The following is a 25,290-nucleotide window of genomic DNA, read 5'->3' on the forward strand; positions in this document are numbered from 1 at the left end:
GTGTCCAGACAGGCGAGCCCCCCGCAGGGGCCGGGGCGCGGGTGGGGTGGGGGGCTGCGAAAATGGGGGGATGGGAAAGTCCAGGGGCGCTCGGCGCAGGCAGGACGCCGAGGCCGTCGTCGAGGGCGTCGACGGGGGGCTCGCCGAGCTGATCCCCGACCGGGACCGGCCGCGCGCCTGGACCCTGCTGATCGACGGGGCCCCGCAGTCGCACGTCGACCTGGACGACCCCACCCGGCTGTCGTTCGAGTACCAGCGGCGGCTCGGCCATGTCATCGACCTCGCCGCCCCGCCCGCCGCCCCGCTGCACGTGGTGCACCTCGGCGGCGGCGCCCTGACCCTCGCGCGCTACGTCGCGGCCACCCGCCCGCGCTCCACCCAGCAGGTCGTCGAGCGGGACGCCGCCCTCGTGCAGCTCGTACGCCGGGAACTGCCGCTGGACCCCGGCGCCCGGATCCGGGTGCGCTCGACGGACGCGCGGGCCGGTCTCGCCAAGGTCCCCGACGGCTGGGCGGATCTCGTCGTGTCCGATGTCTTCAGCGGTGCCCGCACCCCCGCCCACCTCACCTCGACCGAGTTCCTCGACGAGGTCCGCCGCGCCCTGCGGCCGGGCGGCGTCTACACCGCCAACCTGGCCGACGGCCCGCCCCTCGCGCATCTGCGCGGCCAGATAGCCACCGCCGCCGCCCGGTTCGGCGAACTCGCCCTCGTCGCCGACGCGGCGGTGCTGCGCGGCAAGCGGTTCGGCAACGCCGTGCTGGTCGCCTGCGACCTGCCGCTGCCGGTCGCCGACCTCACCCGCCGGGCCGCCTCCGACCCGCATCCGGCCCGGGTCGAACACGGGCGTGCGCTGCGGGACTTCACCGGCGGCGCGGGAGCCGTCACCGACGAGGCCGCGGTCGCCTCACCGGCACCCCCGCCCTCGGTCTTCCGCTGAGCCAGGGTGACCGGGGGCCGAACCGCGCCCGGCGGCTCAGTAGTTGCCCACGTCCACCGTCGGCGGCCCGGCGTTCCACGCGCAGATCACCGACACCTTGTCCGCGTCCTTCGTGAACTCCACCCGGATCCAGGTGTCTTCCTTCCACACCTGCATCGACCACCCCGTGCCCGGCGTCGCCGACACCAGCGTCGCGTAGTCGGCGGCCAGATCGAGCACCACCCGCCCGCCGTCGGTGTCGTAGGCCTTGACCGAGCCGGTGGCCGTCGCGGCGGCGGACGGGGTGGCCGCCGCGGCCGAACTGGCTGCGGCCGAGGGTGACTTCGAGGCCGACGGCGACGGCTTCGCCGAAGCGCTGCGGGTGGCGCTCGCCGAGGAGTGCGCCCGCGCCGTCCGCGACGGGGTGGGCAGGGGCGGCGGCGACTGCGTGGCGGCGCCCACCGCCGCTATGGGCAGCGCGCGCGGCGGGTCGTACGCCGTCCCGGTCATGACGGTGTGCACGCCCCACCACGACAGCGTGACCGCCGCGCCCGTGGCGAGCAACCACGCCAGTAGATGTACGAGTCCTCTGCGCATCGACGTCATACTGCCTCACGACCGCCCCACGCGTCCCACCGGTCGTCCAAGCCCTCCCGGGACGGAGTGGGTCCTTCCTCTTATGGGGAGTTCGTCCCCCGCGGCCGCGCTCCGGTTGTCCACAGGCGCCGGATTCCCGTCGCCCGTATGGCGTACGGTGCGGCGCATGGCAAGTGTGCTCGTCGTCGAGGACGACCAGTTCGTCCGCTCGGCGCTGATCCGGCATCTCACCGACGCCTCGCACCTGGTGCGCAGCGTCGGCACGGCCCTTGAGGCGCTGCGCGAGGTCGCCCATTTCCGTTTCGACCTGGTCATCCTGGACCTCGGGCTGCCCGACCTGGACGGCTCCGAGGCGCTGAAGATGCTGCGCGGCATCACCGACGTACCGGTGATCATCGCCACCGCCCGGGACGACGAGGCGGAGGTCGTCCGGCTGCTCAACGCCGGCGCGGACGACTACCTCACCAAGCCGTTCTCCGTCGAGCACCTGTCGGCCAGGATGGCCGCCGTCCTGCGCCGCGCCCGCGCCACCACCGGCGAGGCCCCGCCGTCGTCGGTGATCCGCGTCGGCGGCCTGACCGTCGACCCGCTGCGCCGCCAGGCCGAACTGGACGGCGCCCGGCTCGACCTGACCCGGCGCGAGTTCGACCTGCTGGCCTTCCTGGCCGGCCGCCCCGGCGTGGTCGTCCCCCGCAAGGAGCTGCTCGCCGAGGTCTGGCAGCAGTCCTACGGCGACGACCAGACGATCGACGTGCATCTGTCGTGGCTGCGCCGCAAGCTCGGCGAGACGGCGGCCCGGCCCCGCTATCTGCACACCCTGCGCGGGGTCGGCGTGAAGCTGGAGCCGCCGACGGGAACGGGGCCGACGCGATGAGATGGGCTCTGGTCAAGGTCTGCCTGGCGGTCACCACCATGGTCGTGGTCGCCTTCGCCGTCCCGCTCGGCCTGGTCATCAAGGAGATGGCCCGGGACCGCGCGTTCTCCAACGCCGAGCGCCAGGCCGCCGCGGTCGCGCCCGCCCTGTCCATCACCACCGACCGCGACCAGCTGGAGAAGGTCGTCGCCTCGGCGGCCACCGACGACGGGATGGCCGTGCACATCCCCGCGGGCGACGGCAAGGCGGGCATCGACATCGGCAAGGGCCGCGCGGCCGCGCGCGACATCACCACCGTGCGCAGGATGGGCCGCGCGTCCACCACCGCGGCCACCGGCGGGTTCCTGCTGCTCCAGCCGGTCGCGCTGAGCAGCGGCGCGATCGCCGTCGTCGAGGTCTACGTCCCCGAGTCCGAGGTCAGCAACGGCGTGGGCACGGCCTGGGCGGTGCTCGCGGGGGTCGGCGTCGCGCTGATCCTCGGCTCCGTCGCGGTCGCCGACCGGCTGGGCGTACGGATGGTGCAGCCCGCGCAGCGCCTGGTGGAGGGCGCGCACGAGCTGGGGGAGGGCAAGCTCGGCGCCCGGGTGCCCGAGGAGGGCCCGAACGAACTGCGGCTCGCGGCGGTGGCGTTCAACGCCATGGCCGACCAGGTCGTACAACTGCTCGCCAACGAGCGGGAGCTGGCGGCGGACCTGTCGCACCGGCTGCGCACCCCGCTGACCGTGCTGCGGCTCAACGCGGCCTCGCTGGGCGACGGTCCGGCGGCCGACCAGACCCGGTCGGCCGTCGCCCAGCTGGAGCGCGAGGTCGACACGATCATCCGCACCGCGCGCGAGGCCAAGCCGCAGACCGCGGCCGCCGGTCCGGGCGCCGGCTGCGACGTGGCCGAAGTGGTGCGCTCGCGGATGGAGTTCTGGTCGGCGCTCGCGGAGGACGAGGGCCGCAAGTGGCGGGTGGCGGGGGTCGAGCGGCCGGTGCGCATCCCGGTGGCCCGCGCGGACCTCGCGGCCGGGCTGGACGCGCTGCTCGGCAACGTCTTCCGGCACACCCCCGAGGGCACCGCGTTCGCGGTCGACGTGCACAACGGCGACGACGCGGTGATCGTGCTCGTCTCCGACGCCGGCCAGGGGATAGCGGACCCGGAGGCGGCGATGGCCCGCGGCAGCGGCTCGGGCAACGACGGCTCGACCGGTCTCGGCCTGGACATCGTGCGGCGGCTCGCCGAACAGACGGGCGGCGACGTGCGGATCGGCTCCTCGGTCCTCGGCGGCACGGAGATCCGGGTCTGGATCCAGCTGGCCGACCCCGCGCCGACCCGCCGGGGCCACCGGGGGTCCGTGCGGCGGCGCAAGCGTCTGGCGTCGGCGCGCTGACCCTGCGGGCGGCTCGGCCGTCTCGACAACCCGCGGGCCGGTGGGGCCCCTTCGCGCAGTTCCCCGCGCCCCTTTCGGGGCACGGCTGCGAGGAGCCCCTGAAAGGGGCGCGGGGAACTGCGCGATCAGCCCCCACCGGCCCGCACGTGTCCAGAGAGCCGAGCCCCGCAGGGCCCCCGCAGCGTCACCCTCCGCAGCCGAGCGCAGCGCCTCCGTCGCGAGTTTTAACCGTCCCCGATCTCTTCCTTAAGCGCACCCTAAGATCCTCAACCACCGTCCGGATCAGGCTCTTTGCCCGAATCACGGCCGCTAGCGTCTTGCCCGCACCCCTCCCCCGGAACCATGAAGGCAGGCAGGCGAATGAGCACGCACCGGCGCAGGTTGAGCCGCAGGAACAAGGTGATCGGCAGCATCGTCACCGCGGCCGTGGTGGGTGGCGGCGCCCTGATCCTCACCACCACCGCCAACGCCGCCGACGTCGGCGCCGTGTTCACGAAGACCAGCAGCTGGGACACGGGCTACACCGGCCAGTACGTCGTCACGAACAACACCGGCGCGCGGGAGACCAGCTGGACCCTGGAGTTCGACCTGCCCTCCGGCTCGAAGATCAGCTCCCTGTGGGACGCCGAGTTCACCGTGAGCGGCCAGCACGTCACGGTGAAGCCCCCGAAGTGGGACACGGACGGTCTCGCGGCGGGCGAGTCGGCCACCGTCGGTTTCGTGGTCAGCGGCAGCGGCGACCCCAAGTCCTGCCTCATCGACAACACCTCCTGCTCCGCGGACAGCACCGCCACCCCCGAGCCGAGCGGCCGCCCCACCGAGACCGCGACCTCGACCCCGACGGCCACCCCGACCGCGAGCGCCAGCGCCACCAAGTCGGCGACCCCCACGCCGACGGCCACCACCTCCTCGCCGTCCCCGACCCAGAGCTCCGGCTCCGGCACCACCACCTCGGCCGGCTTCGCGCCGTACGTCGACACCTCTCTCTTCCCGGCGTTCGACCTGGTGAGCGCGGCGAACTCCACCGGCGTGAAGAACTTCAACCTGGCCTTCGTCACCGACGGCGGCGGCTGCACCCCGAAGTTCGGCGGCGTCAGCGACCTGACCGCGGACGGCGTGGCCTCCCAGATCGGCGCGCTGCGCGCCAAGGGCGGCGACGTGCGGGTCTCCTTCGGCGGCGCCTCCGGCACCGAGCTGGCCACCTCCTGCTCCTCGGTGGACGCGCTGGCGGCGGCGTACGGCAAGGTCATCGACACCTTCAAGCTGACCAAGGTGGACTTCGACGTCGAGGGCGCCGCGTCGGCCAACACGGCGGCGAACACCCGCCGCAACCAGGCGATCGCGAAGCTTCAGGCCCAGCACCCGGACCTGGACGTCTCCTTCACCCTGCCGGTGCTGCCCTCGGGCCTCACTCAGGACGGCGTCAACCTGCTCGCCGACGCCAAGACCAACGGCGTGAAGACCTCCGCGGTCAACATCATGGCGATGGACTACGGCCCCTCCTTCACCGGTGACATGGCCACCCTCGCCGAGCAGGCGGCCACCGCCACGCAGGCGCAGATCAAGAGCGTCCTCGGGCTCGGCGACAGCGCCGCGTGGAAGGCGCTCGCCATCACCCCGATGATCGGCGTCAACGACGTCTCCTCCGAGACCTTCACGGTCGCCGACGCGAGCACGCTGGTGACCTTCGCCAAGTCCAAGGGCATCGGCTGGCTGTCGATGTGGTCGGCGGCCCGGGACCAGCAGTGCGCGGGCGGCGCCAAGGGCACGGCCGACGCGACGTGCAGCTCGATCGTCCAGGACAAGTTCGCGTTCATGAAGGCGTTCGGGGCCTTCAACTAACGTAACCAAGACGGAACATGGAGACGGGGCGCTCAGCCGTAGGCTGAGCGCCCCTTTAAGCGCTTGCTTGTTCGTGATCGCGAACGGACGGTCTCGATTACGTTTCGACAAACGGCCCGAGGGGGCCTTGACCGCCCCCCGGAATGGGGCTGTTATTGCGCCACCATGTTTGTTCGAGTTGGTTTCTGGTCGGTTACGACGGATTCCCTCACGGCCTCACATGGCGAGCCGAGCCTCAGCCCTCAGGAGCCGTCCATGCCTCTGTCCCAGTCCGGACTCGTCCTCCCCTCCGCGAGCCGCCGATCGGTCCTGCGCGGCATAGCCGGCGCCGCCGCGCTCGGTGCCGGGGTCCCCCTTCTCAGCGCCTGCGGCGGCAGCGGAAGCTCCTCCGACCCCAAGACCGTCTCCCTCGGCTCGAACGCGTCCGACGCGGTGCCGAAGAAGGCGTACCAAAGCGTCTACACGGCGTTCCAGAAGCAGTCCGGCATCACGGTCAAGGTGAACACCAAGGACCACAACACCTTCCAGGAGCAGATCAACTCCTACCTGCAGGGCACGCCGGACGACGTGTTCAACTGGTTCGCCGGCTACCGGATGCAGTTCTTCGCGGCCAAGAAGCTCTCCACGGCGATCGACGACGTGTGGGCGAAGATCGGGGACAACTTCTCCGACGCCATGAAGAACCTCAGCAAGGGCGAGGACGGCAAGTACTACTTCGTCCCGATGACGACGTACCCCTGGGCGGTCTTCTACCGCAAGAGCGTCTTCCAGAAGTACGGCTACCAGGTCCCGACCACCTGGGACCAGCTCGTCGCCCTGTGCAAGCAGATGAAGAAGGACGGCCTGGTCCCGATCGCGTTCGGCGACAAGGACGCCTGGCCGGCGATGGGCACCTTCGACCAGATCAACTTCCGCCTGAACGGCTACGACTTCCACAAGTCCCTGATGGCGGGCAAGGAGTCGTGGACCGACGCCAAGGTCAAGGCCGTCTTCGACCACTGGTCCGAGCTGCTGCCCTACCACCAGGACGGCTTCATGGGCCGCACCTGGCAGGACGCCGCCCAGACCATCGTCGCCAAGAAGGCCGGCATGTACGTCCTCGGCACCTTCGTGGCCCAGCAGTTCACCAACAAGGACGACCTGGCCGACCTCGACTTCTTCCCGTTCCCGGAGATCAACTCCGCGTACGGCCAGGACACCGTCGAGGCGCCCACCGACGGCTTCATGGTGAGCAAGGCCCCGAAGAACCACGCCGGCGTCGTGAAGCTCATGGAGTACCTGGGCACCCCGGGTGCCGAGGAGACCTACCTCAAGACCGACCCGAGCGTGGTGGCCGCCTCCAGCAAGGCCGACACCTCCTCCTACTCGGCGCTCCAGAAGAAGGCGTTCGACATGATCGGCGGCGCCAAGAGCCTCACCCAGTTCATGGACCGCGACTCCCGCCCGGACTTCACCTCGACGGTGATGCAGCCCGGCCTGCAGAAGTTCCTCCAGAACCCCAAGGGCGTCGACAGCCTGCTGTCCTCGATCGAACGCCAGAAGAAGACGATCTTCGCATCCTCGTGAGCAACCCCATGACGACCGACACCGACACGACCAGCCCGGAGGCGGCACCCGTGCCGCCTCCGGGCCGTGCGCCTGCCGCCAAGCGGGTCCCCAAGGGCCACAAGCGCCTGCTGACCCGCCGTGACCGCGTCACGCTCGCCTTCATGGCGGGTGTGCCGACGTTCCTGCACGTGGCCCTCGTCTGGGTCACCGCCCTCGCCTCCATCGCCCTCGCCTTCACCAGCTGGGACGGCATCGGCTTCGACTCCATCAAGTGGGTCGGCCTGGACAACTTCAAGCAGTTGTTCAGCGACAACCCGCAGTTCTGGCCCGCGGTCCAGCACAACATCATCTGGTTCGTCGTACTGATCCTGATCCCGACGCCGTTCGGCCTGTTCCTGGCCGTGCAGCTGGACAAGCGGATCCGGTTCAGCCGCGTCTACCAGACCGCGTTCTTCCTGCCCGTCGTGGTGTCGCTCGCCGTCACCGGGTTCGTCTGGCAGCTCGTCTACAACCCCGACACCGGCCTGATCAACAGCCTCATCGGGGCCAACAAGCCCGGCCACTACATCGACTGGATCGGCGACCCGCACCTGAACCTGTGGGCCGTGCTGGTCGCCGCCTCCTGGCGGCACACCGGCTACATGATGATCCTCTACCTGGCCGGCCTGAAGGGCGTCGACCCGTCGCTGCGCGAGGCCTCGGCGCTGGACGGCGCCAACGAGTGGCAGACCTTCCGCAACGTCATCTTCCCGACGCTCCGGCCCACCAACACCGTCGTCCTGGTCGTCACCATCATCGAGTCGCTGCGCGCCTTCGACCTGGTGTTCGTCTTCAACAAGGGCGCGCAGGGCACCGAGCTGCTGTCGATCCTGATCACCAACAACATCATCGGCGAGTCCAGCCGGATCGGATACGGGTCGGCCATCGCGGTCGTCCTGCTGGTGATCTCCCTCGCGGTCATCATCCCGTACCTGATCGCCACCTTCCGCAAGGAGCGGCGCGCATGACCACCCCCACCGCCGCGCTCCGGCAGCGCGCACCCGTCCGCCCGGCCAGGGTCCTGCTGCACACCTTCCTCGTCGTCACCTCCCTGGCCTGGCTCGCCCCGCTGCTGTGGGCGGTCTACGCGGCCCTCAGGCCGTACTCGGAGACCAGCGACAAGGGCTATGTCTCCTGGCCGGACAAGCTGACGTTCGAGAACTTCACGAACGCGTTCAAGCAGTCCGACATGACGCACTACTTCGTCAACACGCTGATCATCGCGGTCCCGGCCGTGCTGCTCACGCTGCTGCTGGCGTCGATGGTCGCGTTCTACGTCAGCCGCTTCGACTTCCGGCTCAACCTCTTCCTGCTGCTGGTGTTCACCGCGGGCAACCTGCTGCCGCAGCAGGTCATCATCACCCCGCTGTACCGGATGTACCTGCTGATCGACCTGCCCGGCATCACCGTCAGCGGCAAGCTCTACGACTCCGCGCTGGGCCTGGTCCTCATCCACGTCGCCTTCCAGTCGGGCTTCTGCGCCTTCGTGCTCAGCAACTACATGCGGATGCTGCCGCACGAGCTGACCGAGGCCGCGCTCGTCGACGGCGCCTCGGTGTGGCGGATGTACTGGCAGATCGTGCTGCCGCTGTGCAAGCCCGCGATGGCGGCGCTGGCGACCCTGCTGTCCATCTGGATCTACAACGACTTCTTCTGGGCCATCGTGCTGATCTCCACCGGCGAGAACATGCCGATCACCTCGGCCCTGAACAACCTCTCCGGCCAGTACTTCACCGACCCCAACCTGGTCGCGGCCGGCGCCCTGCTCACCGCCATCCCCACCCTGATCGTGTACTTCGCGCTCCAGCGGCAGTTCGTCAGCGGCCTGACCCTCGGCGCCAACAAGGGCTGAGCCGGGCCTCCTGGCACCGGGCCCTCGCATCGGGGCCCGCGCACCGGGCCCTCTCCACGGCGGGCCCGCCCGAACCGGCCCCACGTGAAAGAGAACCCCGTGCACCACCCGTTCACCCCCGTCGCCGCCCTCCCCGTGGACCCGCGCACCGCTCGCGTCCACGAGGAGGGCTGGCAGTCCTGGAGCCCGAGCGGCGCCTACGCCCTCGACGCCGCTCCGTACCGCCCCACCAACGACAACTGGGCGCTGGTCTGCTACCGCCCCGGCCGCACCGTGCCCGCCGGCACCTTCCAGGGCGAGGGCCTGCTCGCGCTCGACCCCGGCGACGGCTCCCCGGTCCGCCTGTGGGCCGCCCCCGACCCCCTGCACGCCGTGCCCTCCATCCGGCTCACCGTCCACGGGGACCACGCCGAGATCGAGGCCGACGGCCCGGTGAAGGAGCTGACCGGCACCGACGTCCAGGGCGTGCTCGGCGCCTGGGCCGACGGCCTCGGACAGCCCGCGCCCCGCCCGGCCCCGACCGTCTGGTGCTCCTGGTACGAGTACTTCACGACGGTCACCGAGGACGACATCCACGAGAACCTGCGCGCGATGGACACCCTCGACCTGCCCGTCGACGTCGTCCAGATCGACGACGGCTACCAGCAAGCCCTCGGCGACTGGCTCACCCTCTCCGGCCGCTTCCGCTCCCGCGCCGGCATCGCCGAGGCGATCCTCGCCCGCGGCCGCCGCGCCGGCATCTGGACCGCGCCCTTCCTGGTCGACCCGGCGAGCGACCTCGCGGCCGCCCACCCCGACTGGCTGGTGCGCGCCGCCGACGGCACGCCACTGCACGCCGGGCACAACTGGAACCACGACCTGTACGCCCTCGACACCACCCACCCGGACGCGGCGGCCCACCTCACCGAGGTCTTCACCACCCTGCGCGCCGAGGGCTACGACTACTTCAAGACCGACTTCCTCTACGCCGGCGCCCTGGACGGCGTGCGCCACCAGGACGTCGACGCCCTGACCGCCTACCGCGCGGGCATCGGCCTGATCCGCGAGGCCATCGGCGCGGACGCCTACCTGCTGGGCTGCGGAGCGCCCCAACTCCCCTCCGTCGGGCTGTTCGACGCGATGCGGGTCAGCCCCGACACCGCGCCGCACCGCCGCCCCGAGGCCGGCGACTACAGCCAGCCCGGCCAGGACCCCGCCGAGTTCACCGGCGCCGGCCGCCAGTGGCAGCACGGCCGGCTGTGGACCAACGACCCCGACTGCCTGATGGCCCGGCCCGCCGTTCAGACCCGCGAGCGCTGGGCCGCCCATGTCGAGGCCACCGGCGGCCTGGTGGCCTCCAGCGACCGCCTGCTCTCCCTCGACGAGTGGGGCGTCGCCACCACCCGCCGTCTGCTCACCGGAGCGAAGCGATGAAGCGCGAACTGACCCTGCCCGGCCTCCAGTACGGCGGCGACTACAACCCCGAGCAGTGGCCCGAGGAGACCTGGGCCGAGGACATGCGGCTGATGCGCGAGGCCGGGGTCACCCTGGTCAGCGTCGGCATCTTCTCCTGGTCCCTGCTCGAACCCGCCGAGGGCGCCTACGACTTCGCCCGCATGGACAAGATCCTCGACCTGCTCCACGAGAACGGCATCGCCGCCGACCTCGCCACCCCGACGGCCGCCCCGCCCGCCTGGTTCTTCCGCGCCCACCCCGAGGCGCTCCCCGTCGACCACGACGGCCGCACCCTCTCCTACGGCAGCCGCCAGACGTTCTGCCCGAGCAGCCCCGCCTACCGCGAGGCGGCCCTGCGGATCGCCCGCGCCGTCGCCGAGCGCTACGCGGACCACCCCGCCGTCGCGATGTGGCACATCCACAACGAGTACGGCTGCCACAACGCCGCCTGCTACTGCGACACCAGCGCCGAGGCCTTCCGCACCTGGCTGCGCGCCCGCTACGGCGACGACCTCACCGCCCTCAACACCGCCTGGGGCACCACGTTCTGGAGCCAGTGGTACTACGACTGGGCGGAGATCCTGCCGCCCCGCGCCACCGGCGCCGTCCCCAACCCCACCCAGCAGCTCGACTGGCGCCGCTTCTGCTCCGACGCACTGCTCGCGCTGTGCACCGCCGAACGGGAGGTGCTGCGCGAGGCCGCCCCGGACACCCCCGCCACCACCAACTTCATGGTGATGCACGCCTTCGACGCGCTCGACTACTGGCGCTGGGCCCCCGAGCTGGACGTCGTCTCCAACGACCACTACCTGCGCTCCACCGACCCCGAGTCGCAGATCGACATCGCGCTCAGCGGCGACCTGGTGCGCTCGCTGGCGGGCGGCCCCTGGCTGCTGATGGAGCACTCCACCGGCGCGGTCAACTGGCAGCCGGTCAACCGCGCCAAGACCCCCGGCGAGATGCGCCGCAACGCGCTCGCGCACGTGGCGCACGGCGCCGACGGCATCGCCTACTTCCAGTGGCGGGCGGCCCGCGCGGGCGCGGAGCAGTGGCACTCCGCGATGCTGCCGCACGCCGGCACCGACAGCCGGATCTGGCAGGACGTGGTCCGGCTCGGCGCCGACCTGAAGGCGCTCGCCGAGGTACGGGGCAGCACGTCCGCAGCCGACACCGCGATCGTCTGGGACTGGGACGCCCGCTGGGCGCTCGAACTCCCCTCCCAGCCCAGCGAGTCGCTGCGCTACCTCGACCTCGTGCGGTCCTGGTACGAGCCGCTGTGGCGGGCCGGGGTGGCGGTCGACTTCGTCCGCCCCGACGCCGACCTCTCCGGCTACAAGCTGGTCCTCGCGCCCACCCTCTACCTCGTCGACGACGCGGGCGCCGCCAACCTGACGGGGTTCGCGCGCGCGGGCGGCACCCTCGCCGTCGGCTTCCACAGCGGCATGGTCGACGAGAACTGCCATGTCCGCCTGGGTGGTTACCCGGGCGCCTTCCGCGAGGCGCTCGGCGTCTCCACCGACGAGCTGTTCCCGCTCCTCGACGACGAGAGGCTCACCCTCGGCGGCGAGGTCCCGGACGGGGCCACGGCCGGCCTGTGGTCGGAACGGGTCCGCCTCGCGGGCGCCGAGGCCGTCGCCACCTTCACCGCGGGACCGCTCGCCGGCGGCCCCGCCGTCACCCGCCACGGGCACGGCGACGGCACCGCCTGGTACCTGGCCACCCTCCCGGACCCCGGCACGCTGGCGGCCCTGCTCGACGGCATCCGCCGCGCGGCGGGCGTCGAAGCGGTGCTGGAGTCCGCCCCCGAGGGCGTGGAGGCCGTCCTGCGCCGCGGCAAGGACGCCGACTTCCTCTTCCTCGTCGACCACGCCGGGGCCGGCGCCGAGATCGCGGTCCCGGGCGCGGACGTCGAACTCCTCACCGGCAAAACGGTCGTGGGCGGCACGGTGACCGTGCCGCCCGGAGACACGGCGGTCGTACGCCGCGCGCACCGCGCGGATCTGTCGAAGCCCGCCGCGGAGTAGCGCCCCGAAAGGGGCGCGGGGAACTGCGCGACCGGCCACGACGGCCCCGCGGCCGCCGGACGGCACACCGCGGGCCCGCCGGCAGGGCGCAGGGCTCCGGGCCGGTCCGACGACTCCCGTCGGACCGACCCGGAACCCGCCGAACCAGCGGAGCGCCTACGCCACGTCGTCCGTGGCGGGGAGGCTGCCGGTGCGGGCCGCTCGGCCGTACCACAGGGCGCTGGACTTCGGGGTGCGCTCCAGCGTCGCGTAGTCCACGTACACCGCGCCGAACCGCTTGCCGTAGCCCCACGCCCACTCGAAGTTGTCCAGCAGGGACCACAGGTAGTAGCCGCGCACGTCCGCGCCGTCCGTGATCGCCTGCCGTACCGCCGAGAGGTGCCCGTGCAGGTACGCGACGCGCTCGGGGTCGTGCACGCGGCCGTCCGGGTCCGGCTTGTCGTCGTAGGCCGCGCCGTTCTCCGTGATGTAGATCGGCAGGCCCGGGGCCTCCCGCGTGTAGCGCATGAGCAGGTCGTGCAGGCCGGACGGGTCGATGGACCAGCCCATCTCCGTGCGCTCGCCCGGCGTCTGGTGGAAGGCCACGTCGTCCGCGCCGGGCCACGGGGTGTGCTCGCTCTGGCCGTGCCCGTCCAGGCGCGGGCCGGAGACCGTGCTGTCCGCCGCGGAAACCAGCGTCGGCGTGTAGTAGTTGAGGCCGAGCGCGTCCAACGGCTGCTGGATCAGCGCCAGATCGCCCTCCTCGACGAACGACCAGTCGGTGATCGAACGGGTCGCCGCGAGCAGCGTCTCGGGGTACGCGCCGTGCAGGATCGGCCCGTGGAAGACGCCGTTGGCCAGGTCGTCGATCTTCAGCGCGGCCGCCGCGTCCTCGGCGGACGGCGTCAGCGGGCGCACCACCGAGGAGTTGAGGCTGATCGCGATCTGGTTGCGGGACGGCATGACCGACCGCAGCGCCTTGGCGCCGAGGCCGTGCGCCAGGTTCAGGTGGTGCGCGGCCCGCAGCGCCGCCGCCGGGTCGGTGCGGCCGGGCGCGTGCACGCCGGAGCCGTAGCCCAGGAAGGCGCTGCACCAGGGCTCGTTGAGCGTGATCCAGTTCTCCACCCGGTCGCCCAGCGCCTCGCCGACGATCTGCGCGTACTCGGCGAACCGGTAGGCGGTGTCACGGGCCGGCCAGCCGCCCGCGTCCTCCAGCTCCTGCGGCAGGTCCCAGTGGTAGAGGGTGACGGCCGGCTTGATGCCGTGCTCCAGCAGCTCGTCGACCAGGCGGCGGTAGAAGTCCAGGCCCACCTGGACCGCCGGGCCGCGGCCGGTCGGCTGCACCCGCGACCAGGAGATGGAGAAGCGGTACGCCGTCAGGCCCAGCTCGGCCATGAGCGCCACGTCGTCGCGGTAGCGGTGGTAGTGGTCGACAGCGATGTCACCGGTCTCGCCGCCCAGCGTCTTGCCCGGCGTATGGCTGAAGGTGTCCCAGATCGAGGGCGTACGGCCGTCCTCCCGCACCGCTCCCTCGATCTGGTACGCCGAGGTGGCGGCGCCCCAGAGGAAGGTGGAGGGGAAGGTCACCGGGGTCACCGGCTGTGCGGACTCAGTCATGGAAGCGCTCCCAAGGTGGGCCGCGAAGGCCCGACAGGTCGAAACGAGGGGGAAGGAGAGGGGGAGGGGGGAGGGTGGGGGACGAACGGCGATACGGCGGGCGCCGGCGGGGGACGGGCACGGGAGGCGCGAGGGCAGGGACCGGGGACGGGCGGTGGCCCGGCCCCCGGAAGCCCTGCGGCGCGGCGCGCGGCGCGCGGCCTCCGCGGACCGTCAGCCCTTGACCGCGCCCTGCATGATGCCGCCCACGATCTGCTTGCCGAACAGCAGGAAGGCGATCAGCAGCGGCAGCGTGCCGAGCAGCGCGCCCGCCATGATCACCGCCTGGTCGGGGACATAACCCGTGCCCAGCGAGTTCAGCGCCACCTGGACGGTCGGGTTCTGCTGGTTCAGCGCGATGATCGGCCACAGGAAGTCGTTCCAGGCGAACACGAAGGTCAGCAGACCCAGCACGGCCATCGCGGGCCGCGCCGCCGGGAAGACCACGTGCCACACCACTCTGAGGCTGCTCGCGCCGTCCACCCGGGCCGCCTCGATCAGCTCCGTGGGCAGTGCCTGCACCAGGTACTGGCGCATGAAGAACGTCCCGAACGCGGTGACCAGGGTCGGCAGGATCACCGTCTGCAACTGGTTCGACCAGCCGAGCTTCGACATCCACAGGTACAGCGGCACGACGGCCAGCTGCGGCGGGATCATCATCGTGCCGATGGTCAGCAGCAGCAGCGCGTTGGAGAACTTGAACCGCAGCTTCGCGAAGGCGAAACCGGCCAGCGTGGAGAAGACCACCGTGCTCGCGGTGATGGTGCAGGCCACGAGCACGCTGTTGAACATGGCGGTGCCGAGACCGGCCTGGTCCCAGGCGGCCTGGAGGTTCTTGAACAGGTTCCCGCCGAACCACAGCGGCGGCGGGGTCTGGGCCAGCCGGCGGTCGGTGCGCGAGGCGGCGATCGCGGTCCACACCAGCGGTGCCAGCGACACCAGCGCGAAGACCGTCAGCACGATGTACGTGACCGGGCCCGCGTGCATCTGCTTGCCCGCGCCCATCACCCGGCGGGTGCGGCGTTCCGGCGCCGGACGCGTCTGAGGCAGCGGCACCCGGTCCGTCACTTCACTCGTCGTCATTGGGACTTCCTCAGGCGTCGGGTGAGCAGCATGTTGATCGCCGCGATGATCAGCAGGATCAGGAACATCGACCAGGCGATCGCGGAGGCCTTGCCGAGGTTGCCGATGATCCAGCCCTGGTCGTACATGTACAGACCGAGCGTCTGGAACTGGTGCTCCGAGCCGCCCTTGGACCCGCTGATCCCGCCGAACAGCAGCGGCTCACCGAACAGCTGCGTCGCGCCGATGGTCGAGACGACCACCGTGAACAGGATCGTGGGCCGCAGCTGGGGGATGGTCACATGGCGGAACTGCTGCCAGCGGTTGGCGCCGTCGAGCGCCGCGGACTCGTACAGGTCGACCGGGATCGCCTGCATCGCCGCGAGGTAGATCAGCGCGTTGTAACCGGTCCACCGCCAGATCACGATCGACGACACCGCGAACTGCGAACCCCAGTCGGATTCACGCCAGTTGATCGGGTGGACGCCGACGAAGTGCAGCAGCCAGTTGACCATGCCGCCGTCCCACGAGTACAGCAGCGTGAAGACGAGGGTCGCCGCCGCCACCGAGGTGGCGTACGGGGTGAGCATGACCACCCGCCACACGGTCGAGCCGCGCAGCCGGTAGTTGAGCAGGTGCGCCAGACCGATCGCGGCCAGCAGCTGCGGCACGGTCGAGATCACACCGATGGTGAAGGTGTTCTTCAGCGCGTTCCAGAAGAACTCGGACGCGAAGAGGTTCTTGTAGTTGTCCAGGCCCGCCCACGTCTGGTGGTCGAGCGAGGACAGCTGCACGTCGTGCAGCGAGTACCAGGCGGTGTAGAGCAGCGGGACCAGCGAGAAGGCCCCGAATATGAGGAAGAAGGGGGAGATGAACGCGTACGGCGACGCCTTCATGTCCCAGCGGTACAGCCGGCGGCGCCAGGAGTCCGGTTCCGGCGGTGTACCGCGACCGTGAGCGCCCCGGGCCGCGCCCGGCGAGGAGCCGGGCGCGGCGTCGGCGCTCGACGCGGCATGCGCGAGAGCCTGGTCGGAGCTGGTCACTGGCCGAGCACGTCCTTGATCTCGGCCGTGGCTGCGGACCACCCCTGGGCCGGGGTCTTGCCCTTCTGCTCCACCTGGAGGATGCCGACGTCGGTGATCGCGGTACCGATCGGCTGGTCCTTGATGCCGTAGTTCTGCACCGGGATGGACTTGGCGGAGTCACCGAAGATCGTGGTGAGCGGGGCGCCGGAGAAGTACGACGTGGTGTCGGCGGCCGGCTGCAGGGTCGAGTACACCGACGGGGTCGACGGGAAGCTCGCCTGCTTGGCGAAGACCTTCGCCTGCTGCTCGGGCGCGGTCAGCCACTTGGCCAGCGCGATGGCCTCCTTCTGGTGCTTGCCCGCGGTGGGCACGCCGATGAAGGAGCCGCCCCAGTCGGACGCGGTCGGGGCCGCCGCGACGTCCCAGTTGCCCTTGCCGGAGTCACCGGACTTCTGCTCGATGTAGCCGATCATCCAGGCCGGGCAGGCCACGGTGGCGAAGCTGGCGTTGGCGAAGCCCTGGTCCCACGGCTTGTCGAACTGCTTGAGCTTCGCGGACATGTTGCTGGTCGCAACCGTCATCGCGTTGTTCCAGGCGTCCTTCACACCGGTGGACTTGTCCCAGATGACGTTGCCGTCCTTGTCGTAGTACCGCTCGCTCTCGCCGCCGAGGGCCGCGTTGTAGACCGAGGCGGCGGAGTCCACGAACTTGGTGCCCTTGGGCGCCTTCTTCATGTAGTCCTTGCCGACGTCGACGTACTTCGACCAGTCGCCCTTCCACATGGCGGCGAGCTTGTCGCGGTCGGTGGGCAGGCCGGCCTTCTTGAACAGGTCCTTGCGGTAGCAGATCGCCATCGGACCGGTGTCGGTACCGAGGCCGATCAGCTTGCCGTCCTTGGTGGTGGCCTGGGCGTTCTTCCAGTCCAGCCACTGCGACTTGTCGACGTACTTGCTCATGTCGACGAACTTGTCGCCCTGCGTCTGCACGGCCTCGGTGATGTTGCCGACCTCGATCGCCTGGATGTCGTCGGTGCCGGACCCGGCCTGCAGGCGGGTGAGGACCTTCGGCCAGTAGACGGAGGTGCTGGTGGTGACGTTCTCCTTGATGCTGATGTTCGGGTGCAGCTTCATGTACTCGTCGTACAGCCCGGCCTGCTTGTAGCCGAACACGCCGAAGTCGCCGATGGTCAGCGTCGTCTTGCCGTTGGCGTTGCTGCCGCTGTTGTCCGAGGAACTGTCGTCGGAGTCCTTGGAACAGCCGGCCAGCAGTCCCGTAGTCAGCGCGGCGACAGCTGCGAGAGCCATCCACCTGCTGGACCGTCGGGTACTCGTACGCATTTGCGTCCTCCTGTTGCCTGACGTGCCGACCCCCCGGCCAACTGCACTGTTGGGCCCGTTGTTTCTCGCTGCGGCTCGGGCGGGGAACGTGCGGGACGTGTATGTGTCAGGTACTGTGGGAGCGCTCCCACAAGTGATGTGTTGAAGAGTCGCCGGTTCGTGCGGGGGTGTCAAGGGAGCAAGCACGCTGAGATGCGTTCAGTTATCTGCCTGTTAGCTAACTCGGGGCTTCGTGCCCTCTCGTCCCGGTCGGACCTGATTCGGTCCCCGGCGGGGCGGGGGCGGTCGGGGATCGGCTGTTAGATTCCAGGCCCATGCACGGTCGACGGGAGGCAGAGCCCATGGCAAGCCACGGAACTCGAGGCCGGGGCGGTCGTCGCCCCACTCTCGAGGAGGTCGCCGCTCGCGCCGGGGTGGGACGGGGGACCGTCTCCCGGGTGATCAACGGCTCGCCCCGGGTGAGCGAGGCGACCCGGGCCGCCGTCGAGGCGGCCGTCGAGGAGCTCGGCTACGTTCCGAACAACGCCGCCCGCGCCCTGGCCGCCAACCGCACGGACGCGATCGCCCTCGTCGTCCCCGAACCCGAGACCCGGTTCTTCGCGGAACCGTACTTCTCGGACATGTTGCGTGGTGTGGGGGCCGAACTGTCCGAGACCGAGATGCAGTTGCTGCTGATATTCGCGGGCAGCGACCGCGAGCGGCGCCGGCTCGCGGAGTACCTCGCCGCGCACCGGGTCGACGGCGTGCTGCTGGTCTCCGTGCACGCGGACGACCCGCTGCCCGATCTGCTCGGCCAGCTGGAGATCCCCGCCGTCATCAGCGGCCCGCGCTCCTCGGCGGAGACGCTCACCTCCGTGGACTCCGACAACTTCGGCGGCGGGCGGCAGGCCGTGGAGCACCTGCTCGCGCGCGGCCGCCGGACCGTCGCGCACATCACCGGCCGGCTCGACGTCTACGGCGCCCAGCGGCGCGTGGACGGCTACCGTGAGGGGCTGCGCGCGGCGGGGCACGTGGTCGACGAACGGCTCATCGAGCCGGGCGACTTCACCGAGGAGGGCGGCCGCCGGGCCATGACCCGGCTGCTGGAGCGCTGCCCCGAGCTGGACGCGGTCTTCGCCGGCTCGGACGTCATGGCGTCCGGCGCCCGCCAGGTGCTGCGCGAGGCGGGCCGGCGCATCCCGGACGACGTGGCGCTCGTCGGCTACGACGACTCGGCCATCGCCCGCCACATGGACCCGCCGCTGACCAGCGTGCGCCAGCCCATAGAGGAGATGGGTCGCGCCATGATCGAGCTCCTCCTGAACGACATCGCGGACAGCCGCCCGGCAGTCTCCCGCGACCTGGAACGCCGCCACGCGGTACTCCCGACCCAACTGGTCCACCGCACGTCGTCCTGACCCCGCGGCCGTGCAATCCCCCCCCAGGAGGGGGCGGTCCCCGGCCCTTCGGGAGGAGGCGGCCGGCCGGTGCGGGTGCGTCGTAGCCGGTCGCGCAGTTCCCCGCGCCCCTTGCAGGGCCGCGGCGACCGCCCGCGACACACCGACGCCCGGCCGACCCCCTCAGGGGCGCGGGGAACTGCGCGGCCAACCGCGACGGTCCCGCACCCGACAACGGTCCGTACCCCTCCAGGGTCTCGGTGACCGCCCGCGACACACCGAGCGTCACGCCAACCCCCTCAGGGGCGCGGGGAACTGCGCGGCCAACCACGACGCACCCGCACCGGACAGCCGACCGAAGAACCCCGCCGACCCGCGCGGTCAGCGCACCCCGCGCACCTGCCACCCCCGCTCCAGCAGATCGAACGCCGCGTTCACGGTCGCGGCCGGATCCGCCGTCGTACCGGCGAGCGCCCGCGCCTCCAGAGCGAAGTGCGCGAGGGCCGCGCAGCGGGGATCGTCCGCGGCCACGCCGAGATCCGCCGCGACGGCCTCGGCCAGCGCGTGCTCGTGCCGCAGCCACATCCGCCGGTGGTACTCGACCAGCGCCGGGGTGCTCCGCACCAGCCGGTTGAACACGTCGAGCTCCTCGTCGCGCCCGCCGGCCGCGACGACGCGGGCCCCCAGCATGTGGACGCGCAGGGCCTGGATCACCGACGTTCCCGGCGCCCGCTCGCGCACCACCGCCACCAGGGCCGCCTCCTGGTCCGAGTCCAGGTCGAAGACGAGCGCCTCCTTGCTGGGGAAGTGCTTGAACAGGGTGGTGGTGGAGACGTCCGCGGCCTCGGCGACGTCCCGGACGCTCACCTGGTCGTAGCCGTGGGCGAGGAAGAGTTCCAGGGCCGCGTCCGCGAGCGCCTTGCGGGTCGCGGCCTTCTTCCGCTCGCGCCGCCCCGGCGGCTGCGACTGCGAAGGCGGCGGCGCGCTCGCCGCCCGGCCCGAACCCGTGGTCTCCGACATGACAGCAGTCTAAGCGCCGGTTGCCCCGGTGAATAAGTTGAGCCGTTGCACCGACTCAGCCGGCGTCGGCGGCCGGCCCGGCCGGCAGGTCGAGCCGCCAGCGCACCTCGCCGTCCTGCTCCTCGTCGGTCGCGGTGAGCCCGGCCGCGGCGGCCACGGCGGCGGAGGCCAGGTGGGCGGGGTGGACGTGCGCGACGACCGTACGGACGCCGTGCGCGGCGAGCCGCCCGACGAGCCCCCGGGCCGCCTCGGTGGCGAGCCCCCGGCCCTGCCAGGCGGTCCCGACGACCCAGGCGATCTCGGCGAGGTCCCGCGCGGGCACCAGCGTGGCCTGGACCGTGCCGGCGAGCCGGGAGTCCGCGCGCAGCCGGAGCACCCAGTTGCACCAGAGAACGCCGGGGTCCGGTGACCCGGCGGCCAGGCGCTCGTAACGGGCGCGAAGTTCCGCGCGGGAGAGGGGCGCGCCGCCGGTGAAGGCGTACAGCGCCGGGTCGCCGAGTACGGCGGCCATCTCGTCGGCGTGCGCGGGGCGCAACGGGACGAGGTCGAGGCGGGCGGTGCGGACGGTCTCCGTGCCGACGGTCACGGCGCGCAGGGCGGCCACCTCCTCCGGAAAACGAATCAGCCGGTGACCTCGATCTGCATCGAGGTCACCGGCTGACTACTCAGGGTGAGTGACGGGACTCGAACCCGCGGCATCCTGGACCACAACCAGGTGCTCTACCAGCTGAGCTACACCCACCATGACCGCTTCGGTTCGGCTACTGCCTTCTCCGACCGGCCGAGAAAAAGTGTACAGGGTCCGAAGGGGTGCTCGCGCACGCCTTTTCCGGGGGGCCGCCGCGCCGGTGCGCGGCGGGCTACTGCGCGGGCACGACGTGCTTCGCCGCGATCGTCCGGGCGGTGTCGGAGTCGGGTCCGGGCTGCGGCACGAAGATGGCCTCGCGGTAGTAGCGCAGCTCGGCGATGGACTCGCGGATGTCGGCGAGGGCCCGGTGGTTGCCGTTCTTCTCCGGGCTGTTGAAGTAGGCCCGCGGGTACCAGCGCCGCGCGAGCTCCTTCACGGACGAGACGTCGACGATGCGGTAGTGGAGGTACTCCTCCAGCGTCGGCATGTCCCGGAGCAGGAAGCCGCGGTCGGTGCCGACGGAGTTGCCGCACAGCGGCGCCTTGCCGGGCTCCTTGACGTGCTCGCGGATGTAGGCGAGGACCTGCGCCTCGGCGTCGGCCAGGGTGGTGCCGCCGGCCAGCTCCTCGAGCAGCCCCGACGCGGTGTGCATCTGACGCACCACCTCCGGCATCGTCTCCAGCGCCGCGTCCGGCGGGCGGATGACGATGTCCACCCCCTCGCCGAGTACGTTCAGCTCGGAGTCGGTGACGAGGGCGGCCACCTCGATGAGCGCGTCGTCGGACAGCGAGAGGCCGGTCATCTCGCAGTCGATCCACACCATGCGATCGTTCATGTGTCTCACCTTACGGCCCGGTGGGGCGAGGCGGGCCGGTCGTGCGGTGACCTTGTGGCGCGAGGGACGGCCGGGACACCCTCGCCGAGCCCGGTGTGCGGGCGCGGGGGTGGCGGCGCACCGGCCGTCACCCCCGCGTTCCTCACGTCATGCTCCGCTGCGCTGCCCCGGCAGGCTGGCCCTGGTCGGGACATAGGGGTCCCGGCCGTCCAGCGCCGCCGACAGGTGCGCCGGCGCGCCCACCGCGCTCGCCGCCGCCGTACGGCGGGCCTGGTGCGGCACCGGACCCTCCGGGTGCAGCGGGGTCGGCAGCCCGGCACCGCCACCGAGGGCACCGGGAGCACCGGGACCCGCCGTGGCCGTGCCGTCGGAGTCGCCCGGCCGCTCGCTCTGCGGGCGGCGCGCCCGGTAGGCCGCCCGGTAGGCGGCGGGCGACGAGCCCAGCTGGCGGCGGAAGTGCCCGCGCAGGGCGACCGGCGAGCGGAAGCCGCAGCGGCCCGCGACCTCGTCCACGGAGTAGTCCGACGTCTCCAGCAGGCGCTGCGCCTGAAGCACCCGCTGGGTGATCAGCCACTGGAGCGGCGCGCTGCCGGTCAGCGACCGGAAGCGGCGGTCGAAGGTGCGCCGGCTCATGTAGGCGCGCGCCGCCAGCGTCTCGACGTCGAACTGCTCGTGCAGGTGCTCCAGCGCCCAGGCGACGACCTCGGCGAGCGGGTCGGCGCCGATCTCCTCGGGTAAAGAGCGGTCCAGGTAGCGTTCCTGACCCCCCGTCCGGCGCGGCGGGACGACCAGCCGGCGGGCCAGCGCGCCGGCCGCCTCGTTGCCGTGGTCGGTCCGCACGATGTGCAGGCAGAGGTCGATTCCGGCCGCGGTGCCCGCGGAGGTGAGGACGTCCCCGTCGTCGACGAAGAGCTCCCTCGGGTCGACGTGCACCGACGGATAGCGCTTGGCCAGCGTCGGCGCGTACATCCAGTGGGTCGTCGCCGGGCGGCCGTCCAGCAGGCCCGCCGCCGCGAGGACGAAGGCGCCGGTGCACAGCCCGACGATGCGGGCGCCCTCCTCGTGGGCCCGGCGGAGCGCGTCGAGCGCCTCCTCCGGTGGCGGCGAGGTGATCGAACGCCAGGCGGGCACGACGACCGTGCCCGCCCGCGAGATCGCCTCCAGGCCGTGCGGCGCGGTGAGTTCCAGGCCCCCTGTGGTCCGCAGTGGGCCTTCCTCACCGCCGCACACCAGCAGTCGGTAGCGCGGCACGCCGGCGTCCTGGCGGTCGATCCCGAACACCGACAGCGGTATGGAACTCTCGAAGATGGGGCCGCCGCTGAACAGAAGCACCGCGACGATCTCCTTGCGGCGTCGCCCGGAAAGCTTCCGGGCCGCGGCTTCCGGCGCGGCAGTGGAGTCGTGGCTCATCCTGCTAAGCCCCCCTCGGTGGTCGCGGCGCCCTGATCCCTTCGGGTCTGTCGCTCCAACACGTTTCCCCTCGGTCCTGCACGAGTCCCCCGCCGTAACAGTCAAGATCGAATCTACTGTGTCGCGTGATGCCGGCGTGGCCAGTTCGCCACCCGGCTCATTGTCGACATGGCAACTTGGCGTGAAGCATTCGATCACGAAGCGTTGCACTCGTGGGCCGTGCAGGGAAGTGCGCCTCGTGGCAGTGGCCAATCCACGTAGGGTGCGTGGGCCCTCGCGGACTCTGTTCCCGCAGGTGGCACGGGGGTTGGGGGGTGTCAGGGGTAGGGGATGCGCGGTGGCGTGAAGTTGGCTGAAAAGATACGGGCGCGTGCGCGGAAACCGGTCAGTCGACCGGTGTATGCCCTTCCGTGCGCCGCCCGCCCCGGTGGGCGCCGACCGTGCCCCGGTGGTGCCGGCCGCGGGGCGCCGGCACCGCGTCGTCGGGCAGCGGCCGGGCCGCGCCGCGCTCGGAGCGGCGCAGCAGCACCCGGCAGGCGGCGGTGACCGCGGCCAGGCCCAGCGCCGTCCCGGTGGCCCCGGCCAGCGAGGTGCCGTACCAGACGAGGACCACCGGGACGAGGACGCAGCTGAAGGCCGCCCAGCGGACCACGTCCGTCGCCGCCTCCTTGCCGGGGTGGGACTCGGGGGAGGGGCGGGGTCCGGACATGGCGTGCTCCTCACGACGGGGGTTCCCCGGGTTCAACGGCCGTTCGACCGGTCGGTCACTGTGCGTGCCCGGGCGCGGGGCCGGACGGCGGAGCGGGGCGCGGGTCCCGGAGGGGGACAGGATGGCCCGGGAAAGGGCGGCGGAGTACCCCCGGCGGCGCGGCGGGGCGCCGCGGGGCGCGCGTCGCGGGGCGTGCGGAGCACGTGCCTCCGGTAAGTGAACGCTGTGCAAACCGCCTGTACGAGGCAGCAACCATTGCGTGACGGGCGCCCCCTCGTGCATGCTCCGGGGAACCCTCGCGGACGGGTGTGCCCCGACGGGCTTCGGCCGCGAGCCGGTGGAGCGCGAGGTCTGGGCTTAAGGAGGCGTGCCGCCGTACCCTTGCGGGTATGGGGTTGGGAAGATGATTCCCGGACACAGCTCCGCCGCACACTGTCGTCCCCACCCACGAGGATCAAAACGCCGAGAATCCCATGGCCGGTCACGAATTCTTCGAACCCGCGGACCGCAAGCGGCGGGTCGCCGATCCCACGGCGTCCGACCCCTTGGCGGCGGAAGAGGCGCGCCCTTCCTGCGATCCCGCATTCCTGCACGGAGTGGTCGTCGGCTTCGACGGCTCGACCTCCAGTGAGCGTGCCCTCGCCTACGCGATCGGCATGGCCCACCGTTCCGGTTCCGGCCTGATCATCGTGCATGTGGCCAACCGGCTGCCCACCACGGTGTGGGCGGGCTGCGAGCCGCCCGTCTTCGTGGACGTGCCGGACCACCGCACCGAGGTGCTCGGCCTCGAACTCGCCTGCGCGGACTACCTCTCCGAGGTGCCGTGGATCCTGGTCGAGCGCGGCGGCGACATCTGCCACGAACTCGAAGAGGTGGGGCGGGAGTACGGGGCGGACGCGATCGTCGTCGGCTCGACGCACGGCATCGTGGGCCGCATCTTCGGCTCCGTGGCGGGGCGGCTCGCCAAGCGCGCGCAGCGCCCGGTCGTCGTCATTCCGTAACTCCGCGTTCGCCCAGGCAGGTTGGCTGCCGGGCGCGGTGGAGCCCCTTTCCCGGACGGGTGAGCCCGCGCGTGCGCGGGCGTGTTTGTGCCCTTGTGAAGTCAGGGCATATATCGCTCACCGCACGACCGCACATGCAGGAAGGGAGCCCGCCGTGGACAACGACGTCTCCGCGGGAAGCAGCACGACCACCGTCGTCGGCCGACTCGCCCTGGGAATCACCCTGTTGGCCTTCGGCTTCGGATACACGGATGTGATCGACGGCGTATCGGCCGCCGACGCCGTGTCACTGGCCCACTATGTGGGCGGAGTTGCTCTGTTCGTCGCCGGTCTGCTCGCGTTCCGCGACCGGGACACCACGACCGGTACGGCCTACGCGGCCCTCGGCGCGCTCTGGTTCACCTGGGCCGTCGGTGCCGGAACCACCGCATCCGCCAACGCGGCAGGGATGTTCCTGCTGCTCTTCGCCCTGGTCGCGCTGACCCTCACCCTGGCGGGCGGGGACCAACTGACACAGGGCACCTACGGGTTGTTCTTCGCCGCCCTGGTGCTGCTGGCGATCGCGCAGTTCGCCGACAACGGCTCCCTGGCGAAGATCGGCGGCTGGGTCGCCGTGGCCGCGGGAGCGGTGGCCTGGTACGCGGCCACCGCGTCGCTCGCGCACTGGCCGACGGCCCTGCCCCGTCGCGCTGCCGGCCGGGGGGTGACGGCCACCGGCTGAACGGCAGCCGACGCCGGGGCGCCGGGCGCCTC

General features: G+C 71.6%; 22 protein-coding genes and 1 tRNA gene. 12 read left to right on the top strand and 11 right to left on the bottom strand.

Going from position 1 to position 25,290, the window contains the following annotated elements:
- Positions 1 to 70: 70 nt before the first annotated feature.
- Positions 71 to 937, top strand: coding sequence for a spermidine synthase (locus tag WN71_RS22070; RefSeq protein WP_046592603.1), 867 nt, complete (start codon positions 71 to 73; stop codon positions 935 to 937).
- Positions 938 to 973: 36 nt separating this feature from the next.
- Here the strand turns inward: WN71_RS22070 and WN71_RS22075 are convergent, their stop codons facing one another.
- Positions 974 to 1,513: a hypothetical protein gene (locus WN71_RS22075; protein WP_046592616.1), complete on the bottom strand. Its 540-nt coding sequence runs from the start codon at positions 1,511 to 1,513 to the stop codon at positions 974 to 976.
- 166 nt (positions 1,514 to 1,679) lie between these two features.
- On the opposite strand from WN71_RS22075, the gene WN71_RS22080 reads away from it, so the two are divergent.
- The 8 genes from WN71_RS22080 to WN71_RS22115 all read left to right on the top strand — a co-directional run bounded on the left by WN71_RS22080 (position 1,680) and on the right by WN71_RS22115 (position 12,499).
- Positions 1,680 to 2,387: a response regulator transcription factor gene (locus WN71_RS22080; protein ID WP_046592604.1), complete on the top strand. Its 708-nt coding sequence runs from the start codon at positions 1,680 to 1,682 to the stop codon at positions 2,385 to 2,387.
- Positions 2,384 to 3,760 (top strand): sensor histidine kinase, encoded by a 1,377-nt coding sequence (locus WN71_RS22085; RefSeq protein WP_046592605.1) that lies wholly within the window; start codon positions 2,384 to 2,386, stop codon positions 3,758 to 3,760. The genes WN71_RS22080 and WN71_RS22085 overlap by 4 nt, the downstream gene beginning before the upstream one ends.
- Before the next feature lie 360 nt (positions 3,761 to 4,120).
- Positions 4,121 to 5,602, top strand: coding sequence for a glycoside hydrolase family 18 protein (locus WN71_RS22090; RefSeq protein WP_046592606.1), 1,482 nt, complete (start codon positions 4,121 to 4,123; stop codon positions 5,600 to 5,602).
- Between the two features lie 255 nt (positions 5,603 to 5,857).
- Positions 5,858 to 7,168 carry an ABC transporter substrate-binding protein gene (locus WN71_RS22095; protein WP_046592607.1) on the top strand — a complete coding sequence of 437 codons (1,311 nt, stop codon included), beginning with the start codon at positions 5,858 to 5,860 and terminating at the stop codon, positions 7,166 to 7,168.
- An 8-nt stretch (positions 7,169 to 7,176) separates the two neighbouring features.
- Positions 7,177 to 8,157, top strand: a complete 981-nt coding sequence (locus WN71_RS22100; protein ID WP_046592608.1) for a carbohydrate ABC transporter permease — start codon at positions 7,177 to 7,179, stop codon at positions 8,155 to 8,157.
- On the top strand, positions 8,154 to 9,041 hold the full coding sequence (locus WN71_RS22105; RefSeq protein WP_046592609.1) for a carbohydrate ABC transporter permease: 888 nt from the start codon (positions 8,154 to 8,156) through the stop codon (positions 9,039 to 9,041). The genes WN71_RS22100 and WN71_RS22105 overlap by 4 nt, the downstream gene beginning before the upstream one ends.
- 99 nt (positions 9,042 to 9,140) lie before the next feature.
- A complete protein-coding gene (locus tag WN71_RS22110) occupies positions 9,141 to 10,454 on the top strand; it encodes a glycoside hydrolase family 36 protein (protein ID WP_046592610.1) in 1,314 nt (437 codons plus the stop codon).
- Positions 10,451 to 12,499: a beta-galactosidase gene (locus WN71_RS22115; RefSeq protein WP_046592611.1), complete on the top strand. Its 2,049-nt coding sequence runs from the start codon at positions 10,451 to 10,453 to the stop codon at positions 12,497 to 12,499. The genes WN71_RS22110 and WN71_RS22115 overlap by 4 nt, the downstream gene beginning before the upstream one ends.
- Positions 12,500 to 12,655: 156 nt before the next feature.
- Here WN71_RS22115 and WN71_RS22120 read toward each other — a convergent pair whose 3' ends face one another.
- The 4 genes from WN71_RS22120 to WN71_RS22135 all read right to left on the bottom strand — a co-directional run bounded on the left by WN71_RS22120 (position 12,656) and on the right by WN71_RS22135 (position 17,558).
- Positions 12,656 to 14,095, bottom strand: a complete 1,440-nt coding sequence (locus WN71_RS22120) for a GH1 family beta-glucosidase (protein WP_046592612.1) — start codon at positions 14,093 to 14,095, stop codon at positions 12,656 to 12,658.
- Positions 14,096 to 14,308: 213 nt separating this feature from the next.
- A complete protein-coding gene (locus WN71_RS22125; protein ID WP_206300119.1) occupies positions 14,309 to 15,217 on the bottom strand; it encodes a carbohydrate ABC transporter permease in 909 nt (302 codons plus the stop codon).
- Positions 15,214 to 16,239, bottom strand: coding sequence for a carbohydrate ABC transporter permease (locus WN71_RS22130; protein ID WP_046591198.1), 1,026 nt, complete (start codon positions 16,237 to 16,239; stop codon positions 15,214 to 15,216). Before WN71_RS22130 ends, WN71_RS22125 begins: the two co-directional genes overlap by 4 nt.
- On the bottom strand, positions 16,236 to 17,558 hold the full coding sequence (locus WN71_RS22135) for an ABC transporter substrate-binding protein (RefSeq protein ID WP_046591197.1): 1,323 nt from the start codon (positions 17,556 to 17,558) through the stop codon (positions 16,236 to 16,238). The genes WN71_RS22130 and WN71_RS22135 overlap by 4 nt, the downstream gene beginning before the upstream one ends.
- A gap of 341 nt (positions 17,559 to 17,899) precedes the next feature.
- On the opposite strand from WN71_RS22135, the gene WN71_RS22140 reads away from it, so the two are divergent.
- On the top strand, positions 17,900 to 18,955 hold the full coding sequence (locus WN71_RS22140) for a LacI family DNA-binding transcriptional regulator (protein ID WP_046591196.1): 1,056 nt from the start codon (positions 17,900 to 17,902) through the stop codon (positions 18,953 to 18,955).
- A 360-nt stretch (positions 18,956 to 19,315) separates the two neighbouring features.
- Here the strand turns inward: WN71_RS22140 and WN71_RS22145 are convergent, their stop codons facing one another.
- The 6 genes from WN71_RS22145 to WN71_RS22170 all read right to left on the bottom strand — a co-directional run bounded on the left by WN71_RS22145 (position 19,316) and on the right by WN71_RS22170 (position 23,536).
- A complete protein-coding gene (locus tag WN71_RS22145) occupies positions 19,316 to 19,954 on the bottom strand; it encodes a TetR/AcrR family transcriptional regulator (protein WP_046591195.1) in 639 nt (212 codons plus the stop codon).
- Between the two features lie 55 nt (positions 19,955 to 20,009).
- Complete coding sequence (locus WN71_RS22150) at positions 20,010 to 20,558, bottom strand: GNAT family N-acetyltransferase (RefSeq protein ID WP_046591194.1); 549 nt, start codon at positions 20,556 to 20,558, stop codon at positions 20,010 to 20,012.
- A 65-nt stretch (positions 20,559 to 20,623) separates the two neighbouring features.
- Positions 20,624 to 20,696 (bottom strand) — tRNA-His (locus WN71_RS22155).
- A gap of 118 nt (positions 20,697 to 20,814) precedes the next feature.
- Positions 20,815 to 21,417 carry an oligoribonuclease gene (gene orn / locus WN71_RS22160; protein WP_079178023.1) on the bottom strand — a complete coding sequence of 201 codons (603 nt, stop codon included), beginning with the start codon at positions 21,415 to 21,417 and terminating at the stop codon, positions 20,815 to 20,817.
- A gap of 147 nt (positions 21,418 to 21,564) precedes the next feature.
- On the bottom strand, positions 21,565 to 22,827 hold the full coding sequence (locus WN71_RS22165; protein ID WP_046591192.1) for a helix-turn-helix domain-containing protein: 1,263 nt from the start codon (positions 22,825 to 22,827) through the stop codon (positions 21,565 to 21,567).
- Between the two features lie 385 nt (positions 22,828 to 23,212).
- Complete coding sequence (locus WN71_RS22170; protein ID WP_046591191.1) at positions 23,213 to 23,536, bottom strand: hypothetical protein; 324 nt, start codon at positions 23,534 to 23,536, stop codon at positions 23,213 to 23,215.
- A 473-nt stretch (positions 23,537 to 24,009) separates the two neighbouring features.
- On the opposite strand from WN71_RS22170, the gene WN71_RS22175 reads away from it, so the two are divergent.
- Together WN71_RS22175 and WN71_RS22180 are read left to right on the top strand one after the other, a co-directional pair.
- The gene (locus tag WN71_RS22175; RefSeq protein ID WP_046591190.1) at positions 24,010 to 24,537 is read left to right on the top strand and encodes a universal stress protein; all 528 of its coding nucleotides are present in this window, start codon (positions 24,010 to 24,012) and stop codon (positions 24,535 to 24,537) included.
- Between the two features lie 154 nt (positions 24,538 to 24,691).
- Positions 24,692 to 25,258: a GPR1/FUN34/YaaH family transporter gene (locus WN71_RS22180; protein ID WP_046591189.1), complete on the top strand. Its 567-nt coding sequence runs from the start codon at positions 24,692 to 24,694 to the stop codon at positions 25,256 to 25,258.
- Positions 25,259 to 25,290: the final 32 nt, after the last annotated feature.

It is taken from the genome of Streptomyces mangrovisoli (assembly GCF_000974985.2).
GTDB classification, from domain to species: domain Bacteria; phylum Actinomycetota; class Actinomycetes; order Streptomycetales; family Streptomycetaceae; genus Streptomyces; species Streptomyces mangrovisoli.